The following is a 12,812-nucleotide window of genomic DNA, read 5'->3' as shown; positions in this document are numbered from 1 at the left end:
CGGTCGCTGCGAGCGAGCGTGGCGCCGGCCCGCACCATGCCCCGGAAACCAACTACGACGCGGGCCGATCCGGCTGCGCCACATTCGCCAGAACCAGCAGGCCTTCCCCGTCGGATGCTTCCATCACCGTGTGTCCCATCTGCACGAGCAGACCCGACACAGCGGCCTGCACGACCACACGCATGCCGACGCTGGAAGCCCCGGGCTGGTCGAACGCCAGCGCGGTGAACCCATCGGACACGAGCCAGCGGATCAGCACTCCCTCCGGAGCTTCACCCACATGAAGTCCCGATGCCCGCTCAATCGCCGCGTCACTGATCACATGGAACCCTGCCTGCCGCAGGGCATAGCTCACCTGCAAAGCGAGCTCGGCGAATACAGGCGGCACCAGACGCGACTGTCCCAAGGCGCTCCGATCACGCCGGGAACTCCGACGGCTTCCACAGCTCACACACCGGGGTCACTGACATCATTTCTTATCCACATTGATCATGAAATGACGCGACGCGTGGCTCCCCCAGACGCCTCGAAACGGGGCTCACCCTCGTATGTGCGGGACGGCGGCGGCCCACCCTGCGCATGATGCCCCGGACAGTTGATTGTCGTACTACAGGGGGTGCGCATGCACAGCTATGCCGAAGTGCAGCGGATCGTTCGGGCTGAGAAGCGGAAGATTTTCGGCGCGTGGCTGGTCGGGAATCTGATCGCGTTGTTCATCGCGTCCGCGGTCAGCGCGCTGACGGGCATGCCTACGATTGGGCAGCTGCTGTTCGTGGTGGTGTTTGCGGCGTTGACGGTGACGGCGTTCAGGATGACGAGGCCGTTGAACCAGCGACTGGAGCGGGAGCGGCGTGAGGTGCTGGGCGACGACTACCCGAGCTGACATCCACGGGCCCCTCCAAGTCGTGCGCCCCGCGCCCGCTGCGTGACCAGGCGGGGCGGGGCTCAGCTCAGCGCCAGCATCTGCTGATATGACAAGGCAATGCTACGAGCCGCCGCTGACAACGGGCTCCGGCCAGACGGCTAGCTGCTCGTCCGTCTCGGTGTCGACGAGGACCACCATCGCCCCGTCGCGGCCGTAGTCGCCGACGGTCGATGCGAACTTCCGTCGCGCGGTCGCCTCACGCTCCCACCAGCCGTCCAGGGCTCCACGACCATCCAGGGTCAGGGTGAGGTGGTAGCGGCCGGGTTCGCTCATGCCGGCCCGCGGGTGAAGAGGCGGTATTCATCGCCGGGGAAGGGGCCGATCATCTTCGGGTCGGCAAGGTTGAAGCCCATGTCGTATCGGTGCGCGACCCGCCGGTTCCTGCGGCAGGCGGAGACGCCGAAGCAGCTGCGGTGGACCCGCGCGAGCACGCGCTCACGGTTCGGGTACGGGCGGTGGGACATGGGACCTCCTGTGTCGCCCCAAGGATGGCAGACGCCCAGCCCACGCCTAGAATCGAATATATGACCGAGCTGCCTCCGGATCCTGCGCGTCTTCGCGTGATCCTGGCGCACCTTGAGCGGCAGCGCGCCGAGCACGAGATCGTCGCTGTGTACCTGCGTCGCCAGCACGATGCCGTTCTCCGCGCCCTACAACAGGCGGAGAGCGAGCACGACCGGCAGGCGCCGTCTCCGTCCAGCCGGCCAGCTAAGGAAGCGCCTGCGCATGGGCCACAACCCGGGTACGTGATCAGTCGGCGGCCGACACGGGACGGGCCGCAGCCGTCCTATGTGCACCTCGCTGACTGCGGGCAGACCGGTCGCCTCACCCAGGCCGTCCCGTCGGATGAGGCGCGGAGCGTCCTCCTCGGCGGCGTGGAAGCGTGCCCGTTCTGCCGGCCCGACAGGGTGCTCGGAATCCTCGACTAGGCACTGCGCGGCTTCCGGCCCGACGCCTTCTTACCTGCCGTCCTTTCAGCCGGCGCCTTCTTCTTCGGCGGAAGGTCATGGACCTCGGCGTCCTCGCCGCGGGCCGCTTTGGCCTGCTGCACCGAGGCGTTCAGCGCGGCCATCAAGTCGACCAGCGCGGTCGGCTTCGCCTGCTCCGGCTGTGCGGGGAGCGGCATGTCTTCCCGCTTCGCCGCGATGATCTGGGTCAGAGCCTCGGTGTAGTGGTCGACGAATTCCGGGCCCTCGAGATCCTCGCGCATCATCCTGTCCGCCAGGGCGAGCGCGTCGTCGATCTCGTCGTCGGTGACCTCCACAGCCGGCGGGGACAGCGCCTCCGCGGACCGGACCTCGTCCGGCCAGCGCATCGCGTGCAGCACGATGGCCTCCCCTCGCACCCGCAGCAGCCCCAGGCGCTCCCTGCCGCTCCACGAGTACTTGGCGACCGCCACGCGCGACGACCTCCCGAGCGCCCGCTGGAGCAGCTTGTACGGCTTCGCCGCCACCGGGCCGTCCGGCCGTAGGTAGTAGCCCTCCCCGATCCGGAGCGGATCCACCGAGGAGAGTGGCACGAATCCCTCGATCTCGATCGCCTTCGCCGTCGGCAGGGGCAAGCTCCGCAGCTCCTGGTCCGTGACCGGCACGACCTCCGTCTTGGTCAGCTCGTACCCCTTGCCGATCTCGTGTGCCGGGACCTCACGGTCCTCCAGCTCGCAGAACTTCCGCACCCGCACCCGCGCCATGTCCTCCAGGTGGTACTGGTGGAAGCGGACACTGTGATCTTCGGTGGCTGACTGGACGTGGATCGGTACCGTGACCAGGCCGAAGCTGATGGCGCCCGACCAGATGGTTCGAGGCATGGCACACCTCCGCAGGAACCCCCAGCACAGCCAGCCTACGAACGCTCGTGGCGTGGCGCTCGCCAGCGGCCACGCTCAGACGGACAGCAGAACACCCCCGCAGCCAGGACGGCTGCGGGGGTGTTCGTATGGTCAGAGCCCGATGTCCTCGGATGCCGCGTCGGTCCACTTGTCGTCCCACTGGGTCTCGAGTGCGAGCTGCGGTGTGGCGTACTCGCCAGTGACGGGGTTGAGGTAGCGGATCGTGAGACCGAGGATCCGTGCCGGATACGGCCTTGGGGACCATTCGAGCAGCCATTGGCGGTAGCGACCGTGCCGCTTCCTGGTCGAACGGGCCCCGGGATGTGGAGCGGATCGGCAGCCCGTCCTCGAAGCTGTCACCGTCCGCGGCCGGTGACATAGTCACGGATGCGGTCCACCAGACCGAGTCCCGGGGCGAGCAGTTTGTTGGCTGGCGGCGTGGTGGGTGCCGCGGGGTGGGGCCGTGTCGGGGCGGTTTTCTTCGCTTCCTGGATCTTCTTGCCCAGGCTCTCGAGCACGTAGGGGTGTACCCCGTCGCGCAGTCGGGGGAAGAGGTTGTTCTCCTCGTCCTCGATGTGCGCGGTCACCTCGGTCCTGAGTTTGACGACTCGACTTTGTAGCGAATCGCGATCTTAATGAGACTGAGCACTTCACTTGGCGAGTGAGCCGTTGACTTGGCGGGGCTGTGCGCTTGATGGCCGATAGCGGCACGTGCGCACTTGGCGAAGCGGGTCGTAGGAAAAGCAGGTGCCGAATCACGGGTCGTGCGGGCAGCATGCGTGCATGTCTACAGAAGTCAGCGGGATGATCGAGTGTCGGCCAGGTGCCCGCCTCTGGGGCCCCGACGACGAGGACTCCGTGTGGCACGCCGCCATCGACCTCTTCCTACTCAACAACGGCAACGCCTACGACGCCCTCGCCTGCCTCTTCGGCATCCGGAACCACTTCGGCTTCCGCCCTCTGGCCGAAAGCCACGGCTTTCCGAGCGACGCATTCGAGGGGCTCCAGACCGAGTACGCCGCGTACGGCGGATCTCCTGACACCCACGGCCGACATGGATCACGTGGGCCCAGCTCGCCTCGACCGACTGGCAGGAAACAGACAGCTCCGGCACGCGAAGCCGAGAATCGGTCGCCGGAAACGAAACCCACTGGGGGCCGGTCTGGAGCGTGATGCGGACACTCAGCGAACTCCATGGAGCAGACCATGTGCGACTCGTTACCTGGTTCCACTGACCTCGACTCCGCGGCGAAGCGCCGCCTGCCCGACGGGAGACAGGCGTGACCGAACGCGACGTCATACTCAACGAACTTGCCCGGGGGCTCCGCCCGATGTCACAGGGCATCGCATGGTTCGACGCACTCGCCCCAGAGGAGCAGTCCGAGGCCCTGCTGTTTCTGCGCCACCACTGTGTCCAGGCACGTGCCGTCGCCGAGGACGGACCGGCGGGCATCCGCCGTGCCGGTCTGCGCCCGAGCTTCCTGCCGCGCGCCGCCGACGACACCCTGGAAGCGGCGCCCGACAAGAGCGTTACGACAACGGCTTGTCAGCGCAGCACCTCGACGAGGAGCACCCAGGCGTTGACGGCGGCGACTGTGATGGCGAGGACGAACGCGGCGGGCAGCCAGTAGAGGCCGCCACCGTGGCCGACGGCGAGGGACGTCCCCGCCGTGAGCAGGGTGAGGGTCACGGCGGCGGCGAGCGAACGCCTGAGGAGCACTTCGGTGGCCCGTGGGCGCCGACCGCGGCCGGCGTACGCGGCCCGGCACGGCGAGACCGCGCTCGCCACGGCATTGATGAGGACGAAGGCGGCCAGCACGTCGGGGTCGATGGTCGGCGTCAGGGCGACGACACTGACGAGCAGGACGATGAGCAACGCAACGAGGGCCTCGAGGGCGCGTCCGGTCATGAAGCTCTGGCCCTCGCGTTTCTCGATGTCCAGCACGGTACGGATGTTGACGCTGAGGCCGACGAATATCAGGCCGCAGAGCGCTGCTGCCGCACCGCCCGCGCACAGGAACATCTCGGTCCAGCCTTCAGTGGCGTAGCCGGTCATCTTTGGAGCCTCTCGCGGGTCTCGTTCTGGCGGTCTTGTGCCGCTGTCGTGGTCATCGGGTCTCCCGGCGGCGGGGTCGGCGCATCATCGCGCCGACCCCGCCATCCGGACGTACCGCAGGCTTTGTGTCCTCAGCTACTGGGCTGCGCCGTCGAGGCGAGAGTGGTGTCCAGCCAGTCGAAGGTGACCTGGTGGAAGCGGGACATGGCGCCCATGTGGCAGTGCTCGCCGGCGCCTTCGGCCTCGGGGAGGGTGATCAGGGTGTGGGGACAGGTCAGGGCCTGCTGGACGCGCTGGGGCTGGCCGTGGAAGAACTGGTCGTTCTCGGCGTCGAGGATGAGGGTGGGGCAGTCGATGAGCTGGGCGATGCCGTCGAGGGTGTAGTCGGCGGTGCGGCGCACGTAGTCCGCAGGGCTGGTGGCGCCGAAGGTCCACACGCCGTTGCGCAGGGCCCAGCGGAGCTGGGTGTTGGAACGCATGAGCAGGCTCAGGACGGGGTTGGCGAGGTCGTCGCGGGCGGCCTGGACCCACTCCCACAGGAAGGGCGGCATGAAGCGGGTGTGAGCCTGGCCGTAGCTGTAGAGGCCGTCGTCCAGGATCAGGGCAGCCAGGCGGTGCTCGTGGGCGGCGGCACGGGCGACCAGGTAGCCGCCGAGGCTGTAGCCCAGCAGGGCCAGGCGGTCGGGAGCGATCTCGGGGCGGGTCAGCGCGTAGTCGACCACCGGGGTGACCACTGCCTCCCAGTCAGGGCGGAAGACCATGCCCTGCTCGCGCAGTGCCGCACCCTGGCCGGGGCCGTCGTAGGCGAGCACGTTGTAGCCGCGGCGCAGTGCGGCGGCGCCGATGGCGAAGTACGCCTCTTCCAGGGTGGAGTCGAAGCCGCTGGTGAAGATGACGGTGGGGCGGGGGGTGCCGGTGTCGTCGACGAGGAAGAGGTACCCCGGCAGCGTGCTGTCCTCGTACGGGATGCGGACGGCTTCGACGGGGGTGTCCATCAGGGTCGCGGCGGTCGCGAAGGTCTCCCGGGAGAGCGTGGACAGGTTCTTGACCTCGGGGTCGTTGTTGGGGTCGTCGCGGCGGTAGAACTCGGCGGTGCGGTAGTAGCTGGAGGCGCGCAGCAGGGCCTCGCGGGCGCTCACCCGGTGGCCGTCGGTCAGAGCGCGGGCGCCGATCGCGTGGACGCGCTCGGCGGTGCTTTTCCACTCGCGCAGCCAGGCCTCCTCGTCGCCTTCAGGAATGTTGCGGGCGGTGCTGATGACCTCGCCCAAGTCCGCGCCGCCGTCGTTGGCGAACCCGGCCGCGCGCAGGCTCTCGTAGGAGAAGGACTCGTCCTCGAACAGGAATCGCATGATGCCGCCTCAGTATGGTGATTGACAGGGTCGAGACGGATCCGTTCCGTCTCGCTTCAGGGGGGTCAGTGGTCCTCATCGTTCCGGGAGTCGGACAGGATCCGAGCCGGACTGGCCGGCTGCGGTCATGTCGGGCGGTGTGGGCAGCAGGCATGACCGCAGTCGGGCCTCGGCCGTCGGGGTGCCGGGACTCCAGGAAGGCGGGGTCGACGCGAGGGCGTGTGGTGTGGTCGACCCGCCGTGAGCCGCCGCCTACGCGGCGGTGGGTGCCGCTTCGTGGCGGCCCAGGGTGTCGTCCAGCCAGTTGTAGACCCGGGCCAGGGCGAGCCGCTGGGCGCCGGACTGGCAGTGGGCGTCGGCGCCCTCCTGGGCGGTGAATTCCAGGAAGGTCTTGGGACAGGTCAGCTCGTCGTAGAGCTGCTTGGCCTGCCCGGCGAAGAACAGGTCCTCCTCGGCGTCGCAGACCAGGGCCGGGCACTGGATCCGTGCCGCTACGCCGTCGAGGTGGTAGTCGAGGTAGGCGGCGCCGAACGCCCGCGGGGTGGCTGCGCCCATGACGTACATGCCATGGTTGATCGCCCAGCGCATGACCGGGTTCCCAGCCATCATGCGCTCCAGTTGGGCGTCAAGCTCCGGGTCGGAGTCGGCGCGCAGTCGCCGTTCCATTTCGGCGCGCTCGCCAGGAAGGAAGCGGGTCACTGCGGGGCTGAGATCGTAGACGCCGTCCAGGGCGACCACTGCAGCCAGGCGGTGGTCGAACGCCGCCGCCCTGGGGGCGAGGAGGCCACCCATGCTGGTGCCGAGCAGGGCGATCCGGTTGTTGTCGACCTCCGGCAGCCCCTTGGCGAAGTCCAGCACGGGACCCACGACGTTCTCCCAGTCGGGGCGGAAGGTCAGGCCCTCGCGGTGCAGCGGTCCGGGCTGGCCGGGGCCGTCGAAGACCAGCACGGTGTAGCCGCGCTCGACTCCGGCCAGTGCCCCGAAGAAGTGCATCTCCTCCGCGGTGCCGTCGAAGCCGTTGTGCATGACCACGGTCGGGCGAGGCTCGCCCGAGTCGTCGACACGATAGAGGTAGCCGGGCAGCGTGGTGCCCTCGTACGGGATCTCGACCGGCTCAATCCGGGGGTTGAACAAGGCCGCCGCTGAACGGAAGCACTCCACGGAACGCTCGTAGGTAGGCTGGTGTCGCGGGTCGCAGGGGTAGCCGTGCAGGAAGAACTCAGCCGCGCGGTAGTAGTTGGAGGCCCGGAGGAACCCGTCCCTGGCGCTGACCGGGTGCCCCGCGTCCAGAGCCCGCCGGGCCTCGCCCGCCACCCGGTCGGCCGTGGCCAGCCACTCCCCGTACCAACTGCCGTAGTCGCCCTCGGTGATCCGCCCACACGTGGCCACCACCTCGCCGAAGTCCGCACCACCGTAGGCGATATGACCCAACGAACGTACAGTCTCGTACCAGAACTGGTCGTCACCGGGAAACAGCAGTCGCTCCATCAGCCTTCTCCTTCACATCGCAAGCAAGGTCGCTTGAGCACAGACTCCTGTCGGACGGTGCTCACTTTCCAGACCACTTTCGGAGGCAGGACTGTCCGCTACTGTCCACCTCTGCTCACTGCAACGGCACGCCCAGTCAGCAGTCGGGACTGATGTCACCCGCCCACCCCCGAGCACTTCCACAGCAGCCGCGTGCTGCGCGCCTACCGGCCCCGGCCACTGCGCGCCATATGTCCGAGTGGAGCACGCTTGCCCCTGTAGAGTGCCGTTCCGTGCCCAGGGCACGCCGTCCGGCCCCGACCGCAGGGCACTCCCCGCGCGCCCGAGGATCCCCGTGAACCGCACCGACATACGCGCCGCCCTCACCGACCTGCTTACCTGAGAGGTGGGGCAGGTCAAGATGTCACCCGATCGTGCGGCAGACCCCGGCATCAACGCCCGGCTCGGGCTCCCCCGCGCTGTCGCCACCTGAGCATCCCAGTTGGCGAAACCCGCCATGCGAAGCGCTCAGTCACACTTGAAGAGGGGCGGTCGCTTTCCGTCCGGGTGAGCTGAGCCTGATGTGCGGCCGGTCGGGTTGGATGTGAAGAACCATCAGCGGTGATGATCCAACCGCCTCGTGCCCGAGGAGTTGCCGCTGATGGTTCCGGGGATGACGCTACCGGCGTCGTTGCTGCTGGTCCTGCAGGTCACCCGTCCGTGCTTCACGAAGCACTCGTTCGAGACGTTCTGCCATCTGGTGGCCGGGACGGTCGCGCAGACCGGGCGGCGCACGGTGACCGGGATGCTGACCGGGGCGGGACTGTCACGGCTGTGGCCGCACCGCAGGGCGCACGCGTTCTTCTCGCGTGCGTCGTGGGATCCCGACCGGCTGGGTCTCCGGCTGGCCCGCGCGGTCATCGAGGCCCTGCTACCGGCCGACGCGCCGATCGTGATCGTCGTCGACGACACCCTGCTCCACCGGGTCGGGAAGAAGGTCTTCGGAGCGCTGTGGGCGCACGACGGGTCCGGGCGGGGCAAGGACAAGCTCGGGTTCGGCAACACCTGGGTGATCGCCGCGATCGTGGTCCGCCTGCCGTTCCTGATCAAGCCGATCGCGCTGCCGGTGGCCGCCCGGCTGTGGCGCGGCAAGGGAACCATCTCCCGCACCGACCTCGCGCTGGAGATGGTCCACGACCTGGCCGCGGTCTTCCCCGACCGCACCCTCCACGTCACCGGCGACGCCGCCTACCACTCCGGCAAGGTCGCCGACCTGCCGGGATCCGTCACCTTCACCACCCGGCTGCCGCGCAACGCCGCCCTGTTCGAGCCGACGCCGCCCCCGACGAAGAAGCGTGGACGGCCCCGGAAGAAGGGAGCGGCGCTGGGCCCGCTGACCGCCATCGCGAAGACGGCGACCTGGCGCCTGACCGTCGTGGAGCGCTACGGCCGCACCGAGTTCGTGTGGATCACCGAGCGGGAGTGCCTGTGGTACGGGGCCTTGAAGGATCTCCCGGTCCGCCTCGTCCTGGTCCGCGACCTGGACTCGGCCAAACCCTACGACCTCGCCCTGATCAGCACCGACCACCTCAGCATCACCGAGGACCTGGTCGAACGGTACGGGACGCGCTGGCCGATCGAGTCGGTCTTCGGACACATGCGCCAGGACCTCGGTGTCGGCCAGGCCCAAAGCCGCACCCGCCGCGCGGTCGAGCGCACCGTCCCGTTCGACCTCGCCGTCTACACCATCGTCGTGCTCTGGTACACCGCCCACGGCCACCACCCCGCCGACATCACCGAGCGGCGCACATCGCAGCCCTGGTACACCACCAAGACCACCCCGTCATTCTCTGACATGGTCGTCAAGCTCCGCCGGACCATCATCGCCGCCCGCCATATTCACAACCCCGCAGGCCAGCCCCGCCCCGACGAAATCGCCGCGGTCATCCGCGCCTGGGAAGCAGCCGCCGCGTAGAGCCACCCACACCAAGATCACGAACTGCTACAAAGTCGAGTGACGAGGAGCCGGTCGAATTCGAGGTCGGCAGACTCACGCGACTCGAGGTCTTTGAGGAGTTGCTCGACCCTGTCGTGGTCGGCGAGTTCCTTGTCTGCCAGAGCATCGCCGTCCTCCAGGTGCTCGCGGACGGCCGGGTAAAGGTGCTGCTCCTCGGCCACGGAGTGCCGCACCAGTTCAATCGTCAGCTCCTCGGCCAGATGCTTACGGTCCTGGCTGCCGGGCATAGCACCGGCGAGTTCCTCGAAAAGCCTCCTGACCTCACGGTGGTCCGCGGTCAACTCTGTGATGACATCCTCAGCCTCACTCACGACACGCTGCCTTCCTGCAGAACCCGACCCTGTCCGGACATCCTCAGCATGTGTTCCCACGTACCGGGCGGGCGATAACAGCGCTTTGTCGCGCCTCACTCCGCAGGTCGGCGGTCCCCGCCGGAGGGGTCATCCCTCTGGGGCGGTTCACCAGTTCTCGTGGACAGAGCCAATCCCGCTGGGGCGGGGTGTACCACGAGTGAGCGACAAGGATTCCGGCCGTGTTGCGGCCCGCATCCTGGCTGTCGCCGGACCACGCTGCTGCTGACCTGCCAAGGGCGGCCGGTGTAGAAGCGCTTGCTCCCGCTCTGCCCGCGGGCGCGAGACAGCCGCGGAGGCTGCAGAGAGTAGCCGTGTGGCGGTCGACCGGCCCTGCTGATGTTCAGCAGTGTCGGGGCGTCATGATCACTCGCCCGACGCGGTGTGGGAAGAAAGGGACCTGGCCTATGCGCGAGGTACATGGGATGGCGCAGATGAGGAGAAGGGCAGTGTGGGCCGTGCCGGCCGCGTTGGCCCTGGCCTCGACGGGTCTGGTGCTGGCCCCTGTCGGGCCCCAGAACTGTGCGCCTAACCAGGCGTTCCAGGGTCGCGTCAAACGTTTGACGCGACCCTGGGTATGGCCAGCCAGCAGGCGCTAAAGCACCGCCAGCCGTTTGACGCTAGTGACTGACGCTTCTCGCCGTCTCAAATCAGAGAGCCTGTAGTCGAGAGGATCGCTGGCGTCGATCGCCGAGGCTGATGACGTCGGCCACCGCGCGGGGTGCTGGGTCTGCCAGGACATCCGGCGCCAGCGACCGCATCAGTACTGGGTGGAGCCCCAGCTCTTCGGATGCCTGAAGCAAGGACGGCGGTTCGCCGTACTTGCGACCCAACATTGCTCGCACCAATGTTGGCTGCTCCGCGTGGACCATAACAGGCTCGTGTGTCCTCCACCCGCGGGCACCAAGCTGCTTGTAGAGGCTCTCTCGACGCGCCTGGTCGATATGCCCGAGATCGTAGGCGCGGTTGATGAGGGCCTGAATGGAGATGCCCCAGCGCCTTTTGAGCGCAGCGAACTCTCTCAACATCAACGGCCCCGCAAACGCCTCATGCGCCCGCTCCCGAGGCAGCAGGAAGGCGCCGGCGAATCGGTGAGCCTCACTCTCAGCGCGCTTCGTGTCCAGCCCGTTACGGCGTGCAGGATGGAGTACTAGGTGCCCCAGCTCGTGTGCTGTTGTGAAGCGCTGCCTGTCCCCGCTCCCGGCAGAAAAGTAGCTGATCATGGACGGCTCAGCCGTGCCTCGCCAGCAAGAGGCGCCGGAGTGTCCCACTACGATGTCTTCGCCCTCACCCTGGGAGTCCACTAGCAGGAGGGGTACAACGGGGAGACCTGCGCGCTCGCAGGCCCGGATGACGTGCCCAATCACACCATCCGAGCCAATGCCCAGTGCAGCGCGAGTTTGCGCGGCAAGGTCTTCGACGTCGTCGGGCGTGATGTCGCCCTCTGCCCGAGGCAGCGAGGTCCGACGAACCTTGGTTTCGGTCATGAGGCGGACCGAGACTCGGTACGCCTCCCTAACCGTCGCCTCCACCCTCGCTACCTCCTTGGCCGACGCGCTGGCCTTCTTCCTGAACATCAACGTGTCGGCAGGAAGGTCAGCCGGGTCGACCTCGAAGAACGACATCGGCGTGCCGGTCGCCTCAGCGATGCGCGCCAACACGTCGTCGCTAACGAGCTTGATCCCCTTCTGGATCTGTGAGATCAGCGGCTGTGACACGCCAGCAGCCTGCGCGAGCTCCCCTTGAGTAAGCCCCATGAGGAGCCTCAGGGTTCGAATGCGCTCAGCCGGATCCCGTGCCACTTCCTTCACCCTCTTCACGCTGATCTTCTTCGAACTCGAAGGGCAGGACCAGGCCCTTGTCGTCAGGGATGAACTCCCAGTCGGTGAACGACTCAGTGTTCCTGGGGAGCTCGAAATCGAGGTCGAACTTTGGAGCGCGTCCCGGCTTCCACTCACCGATCGGACGAACGATACGCACTGAGATTTCGCCACCGTCAGGGGGAGGGGACAGCCATACAGCCAGGAGGTTGCTCGCCTCCACCCCAAATAGATCGACAGTTCGATTGTAGTAGTAGCTGATCCGCGCCTTGTTCCGACCCGGCGCTGGGACCATGTCGAACGGTGTCGCATGTAGGAGCCGTAGGGTCATCATCCCGTTGCTCAGGTGCAGGCGCCCACTGGAGTTCTTGATCGGCTCCCAGCCGCCAAGGTCTAGATGGTCCCCCTGCCGACGCTCGATGAAGCGGCGCGCGTGATCTCGGGTCAGATCAGTGCGGCCCTTGGTGTAGCCCTCCCCGGTCATGCCAGCGTCGTCGTAGTGGGCGTGAGCGGCGGTGTAGCCGTGATCCAGAGCTTCGTAGAGAGGGTCCGCCAGACCCTCAGCAGCCGCAGTGATGAAGGCAGCATCCTCGGGTGTAAGCATGGCAGTTATTTTATAACCGCCGAACGCACGCCATCAATGATCTGAGCACGCGTGGCTCCTTCGCCTGAAGGAACTGCGGGATCGCTCAGCACCGGTCCGGGCGGCTCGCGGCGCCGGCACTGGCACTGGCGACGGCCCTGACCGGCTCCAGCTCAGAAGTGGGGCATCCGGCGGTAGAGGTTCGCGTGCGTGGATCGGTCTGCGGGTGACGCTGGGATCGTGCCCGCACGGGTGCGTGTGGACGGGATGATTCTTGGGACGGCTTACTCGCTGCACGACTTGGCGGTGTTCCTCGAACGGGCCGGGCTGGAGGGTTGGGACGAACTCGACGTGGTCGCGGCAGAGGGGCTGATCGAGTGGCGGGGCGGAGGGTCAGACGTATGGCCGTAGGGCGTG

Annotated in this window: 15 protein-coding genes and 2 pseudogenes; 5 read left to right on the top strand and 12 right to left on the bottom strand. The window is 67.5% G+C overall.

Annotated elements, in window-relative coordinates; all coding sequences use genetic code 11:
• Nucleotides 1-52: 52 nt before the first annotated feature.
• Nucleotides 53-388: a hypothetical protein gene (locus ABZ845_RS04270; protein WP_360972782.1), complete on the bottom strand. Its 336-nt coding sequence runs from the start codon at nucleotides 386-388 to the stop codon at nucleotides 53-55.
• A 234-nt stretch (nucleotides 389-622) separates the two neighbouring features.
• Between ABZ845_RS04270 and ABZ845_RS04265 the strand changes: the two genes are divergently transcribed.
• Nucleotides 623-883, top strand: coding sequence for a hypothetical protein (locus ABZ845_RS04265; protein WP_360972780.1), 261 nt, complete (start codon nucleotides 623-625; stop codon nucleotides 881-883).
• Nucleotides 884-985: 102 nt separating this feature from the next.
• Here the strand turns inward: ABZ845_RS04265 and ABZ845_RS04260 are convergent, their stop codons facing one another.
• A complete protein-coding gene (locus ABZ845_RS04260) occupies nucleotides 986-1,198 on the bottom strand; it encodes a hypothetical protein (protein WP_360972778.1) in 213 nt (70 codons plus the stop codon).
• Nucleotides 1,195-1,389: a hypothetical protein gene (locus ABZ845_RS04255; RefSeq protein ID WP_360972776.1), complete on the bottom strand. Its 195-nt coding sequence runs from the start codon at nucleotides 1,387-1,389 to the stop codon at nucleotides 1,195-1,197. The genes ABZ845_RS04260 and ABZ845_RS04255 overlap by 4 nt, the downstream gene beginning before the upstream one ends.
• A gap of 60 nt (nucleotides 1,390-1,449) precedes the next feature.
• Here ABZ845_RS04255 and ABZ845_RS04250 point away from each other — a divergent pair, with 60 nt between their 5' ends.
• Complete coding sequence (locus ABZ845_RS04250) at nucleotides 1,450-1,854, top strand: DUF6233 domain-containing protein (RefSeq protein ID WP_360972774.1); 405 nt, start codon at nucleotides 1,450-1,452, stop codon at nucleotides 1,852-1,854.
• On the opposite strand, the gene ABZ845_RS04245 is transcribed toward ABZ845_RS04250, so the two are convergent.
• From ABZ845_RS04245 to ABZ845_RS04235, 3 genes and pseudogenes are all read right to left on the bottom strand, one after another.
• Nucleotides 1,851-2,732 carry a Ku protein gene (locus ABZ845_RS04245; RefSeq protein WP_360972772.1) on the bottom strand — a complete coding sequence of 294 codons (882 nt, stop codon included), beginning with the start codon at nucleotides 2,730-2,732 and terminating at the stop codon, nucleotides 1,851-1,853. The two genes, ABZ845_RS04250 and ABZ845_RS04245, sit on opposite strands and share 4 nt — an antisense overlap.
• A gap of 132 nt (nucleotides 2,733-2,864) precedes the next feature.
• On the bottom strand, nucleotides 2,865-3,113 hold the full coding sequence (locus ABZ845_RS04240) for a hypothetical protein (RefSeq protein ID WP_360972770.1): 249 nt from the start codon (nucleotides 3,111-3,113) through the stop codon (nucleotides 2,865-2,867).
• A pseudogene (locus ABZ845_RS04235) lies at nucleotides 3,110-3,361 on the bottom strand (hemerythrin domain-containing protein); the annotation flags it as partial. The gene ABZ845_RS04240 and the pseudogene ABZ845_RS04235, both read right to left, overlap by 4 nt.
• Nucleotides 3,362-4,033: 672 nt before the next feature.
• On the opposite strand from ABZ845_RS04235, the gene ABZ845_RS04230 reads away from it, so the two are divergent.
• Entirely contained in the window at nucleotides 4,034-4,384 is a 351-nt protein-coding gene (locus tag ABZ845_RS04230; RefSeq protein ID WP_360972768.1) for a DUF5958 family protein, read from the top strand.
• Here the strand turns inward: ABZ845_RS04230 and ABZ845_RS04225 are convergent.
• The 3 genes from ABZ845_RS04225 to ABZ845_RS04215 all read right to left on the bottom strand — a co-directional run bounded on the left by ABZ845_RS04225 (nucleotide 4,300) and on the right by ABZ845_RS04215 (nucleotide 7,646).
• On the bottom strand, nucleotides 4,300-4,809 hold the full coding sequence (locus tag ABZ845_RS04225) for a hypothetical protein (RefSeq protein WP_360972766.1): 510 nt from the start codon (nucleotides 4,807-4,809) through the stop codon (nucleotides 4,300-4,302). The genes ABZ845_RS04230 and ABZ845_RS04225 overlap by 85 nt on opposite strands.
• Nucleotides 4,810-4,940: 131 nt before the next feature.
• On the bottom strand, nucleotides 4,941-6,158 hold the full coding sequence (locus ABZ845_RS04220; protein ID WP_360972764.1) for an alpha/beta fold hydrolase: 1,218 nt from the start codon (nucleotides 6,156-6,158) through the stop codon (nucleotides 4,941-4,943).
• A 252-nt stretch (nucleotides 6,159-6,410) separates the two neighbouring features.
• Nucleotides 6,411-7,646 carry an alpha/beta fold hydrolase gene (locus ABZ845_RS04215; protein WP_360972762.1) on the bottom strand — a complete coding sequence of 412 codons (1,236 nt, stop codon included), beginning with the start codon at nucleotides 7,644-7,646 and terminating at the stop codon, nucleotides 6,411-6,413.
• A 652-nt stretch (nucleotides 7,647-8,298) separates the two neighbouring features.
• Between ABZ845_RS04215 and ABZ845_RS04210 the strand changes: the two genes are divergently transcribed.
• A complete protein-coding gene (locus tag ABZ845_RS04210) occupies nucleotides 8,299-9,600 on the top strand; it encodes a transposase (RefSeq protein ID WP_360972760.1) in 1,302 nt (433 codons plus the stop codon).
• A 44-nt stretch (nucleotides 9,601-9,644) separates the two neighbouring features.
• Here ABZ845_RS04210 and ABZ845_RS04205 read toward each other — a convergent pair.
• The 3 genes and pseudogenes from ABZ845_RS04205 to ABZ845_RS04195 all read right to left on the bottom strand — a co-directional run.
• Nucleotides 9,645-9,953: pseudogene (locus ABZ845_RS04205) on the bottom strand (hemerythrin domain-containing protein); the annotation flags it as partial.
• 689 nt (nucleotides 9,954-10,642) lie between these two features.
• Nucleotides 10,643-11,812: an XRE family transcriptional regulator gene (locus tag ABZ845_RS04200; protein ID WP_360972758.1), complete on the bottom strand. Its 1,170-nt coding sequence runs from the start codon at nucleotides 11,810-11,812 to the stop codon at nucleotides 10,643-10,645.
• Nucleotides 11,775-12,416: a hypothetical protein gene (locus tag ABZ845_RS04195; RefSeq protein ID WP_360972756.1), complete on the bottom strand. Its 642-nt coding sequence runs from the start codon at nucleotides 12,414-12,416 to the stop codon at nucleotides 11,775-11,777. The genes ABZ845_RS04200 and ABZ845_RS04195 overlap by 38 nt, the downstream gene beginning before the upstream one ends.
• Before the next feature lie 219 nt (nucleotides 12,417-12,635).
• On the opposite strand from ABZ845_RS04195, the gene ABZ845_RS04190 reads away from it, so the two are divergent.
• Nucleotides 12,636-12,806: a hypothetical protein gene (locus ABZ845_RS04190; RefSeq protein ID WP_360973087.1), complete on the top strand. Its 171-nt coding sequence runs from the start codon at nucleotides 12,636-12,638 to the stop codon at nucleotides 12,804-12,806.
• The last annotated feature ends 6 nt before the right edge of the window (nucleotides 12,807-12,812 follow it).

It is taken from the genome of Streptomyces sp. NPDC047022 (genome assembly GCF_040644155.1).
Classification (GTDB): Bacteria; Actinomycetota; Actinomycetes; order Streptomycetales; family Streptomycetaceae; genus Streptomyces.
The sequence above is the reverse complement of the archived record's forward strand: the minus strand, read 5'-3'. Positions and strand labels throughout refer to the sequence as shown.

What these genes read in the sequence shown, in the direction of transcription:
- ABZ845_RS04265 (WP_360972780.1), top strand. Translation starts at nt 623, where the DNA reads ATGCACAGCTATGCCGAAGTGCAGCGGATCGTTCGGGCTGAGAAGCGG.
- ABZ845_RS04260 (WP_360972778.1), bottom strand. Translation starts at nt 1,198, where the DNA reads ATGAGCGAACCCGGCCGCTACCACCTCACCCTGACCCTGGATGGTCGT.
- ABZ845_RS04255 (WP_360972776.1), bottom strand. Translation starts at nt 1,389, where the DNA reads ATGTCCCACCGCCCGTACCCGAACCGTGAGCGCGTGCTCGCGCGGGTC.
- ABZ845_RS04250 (WP_360972774.1), top strand. Translation starts at nt 1,450, where the DNA reads ATGACCGAGCTGCCTCCGGATCCTGCGCGTCTTCGCGTGATCCTGGCG.
- ABZ845_RS04245 (WP_360972772.1), bottom strand. Translation starts at nt 2,732, where the DNA reads ATGCCTCGAACCATCTGGTCGGGCGCCATCAGCTTCGGCCTGGTCACG.
- ABZ845_RS04225 (WP_360972766.1), bottom strand. Translation starts at nt 4,809, where the DNA reads ATGACCGGCTACGCCACTGAAGGCTGGACCGAGATGTTCCTGTGCGCG.
- ABZ845_RS04220 (WP_360972764.1), bottom strand. Translation starts at nt 6,158, where the DNA reads ATGCGATTCCTGTTCGAGGACGAGTCCTTCTCCTACGAGAGCCTGCGC.
- ABZ845_RS04215 (WP_360972762.1), bottom strand. Translation starts at nt 7,646, where the DNA reads ATGGAGCGACTGCTGTTTCCCGGTGACGACCAGTTCTGGTACGAGACT.
- ABZ845_RS04210 (WP_360972760.1), top strand. Translation starts at nt 8,299, where the DNA reads ATGACGCTACCGGCGTCGTTGCTGCTGGTCCTGCAGGTCACCCGTCCG.
- ABZ845_RS04195 (WP_360972756.1), bottom strand. Translation starts at nt 12,416, where the DNA reads ATGCTTACACCCGAGGATGCTGCCTTCATCACTGCGGCTGCTGAGGGT.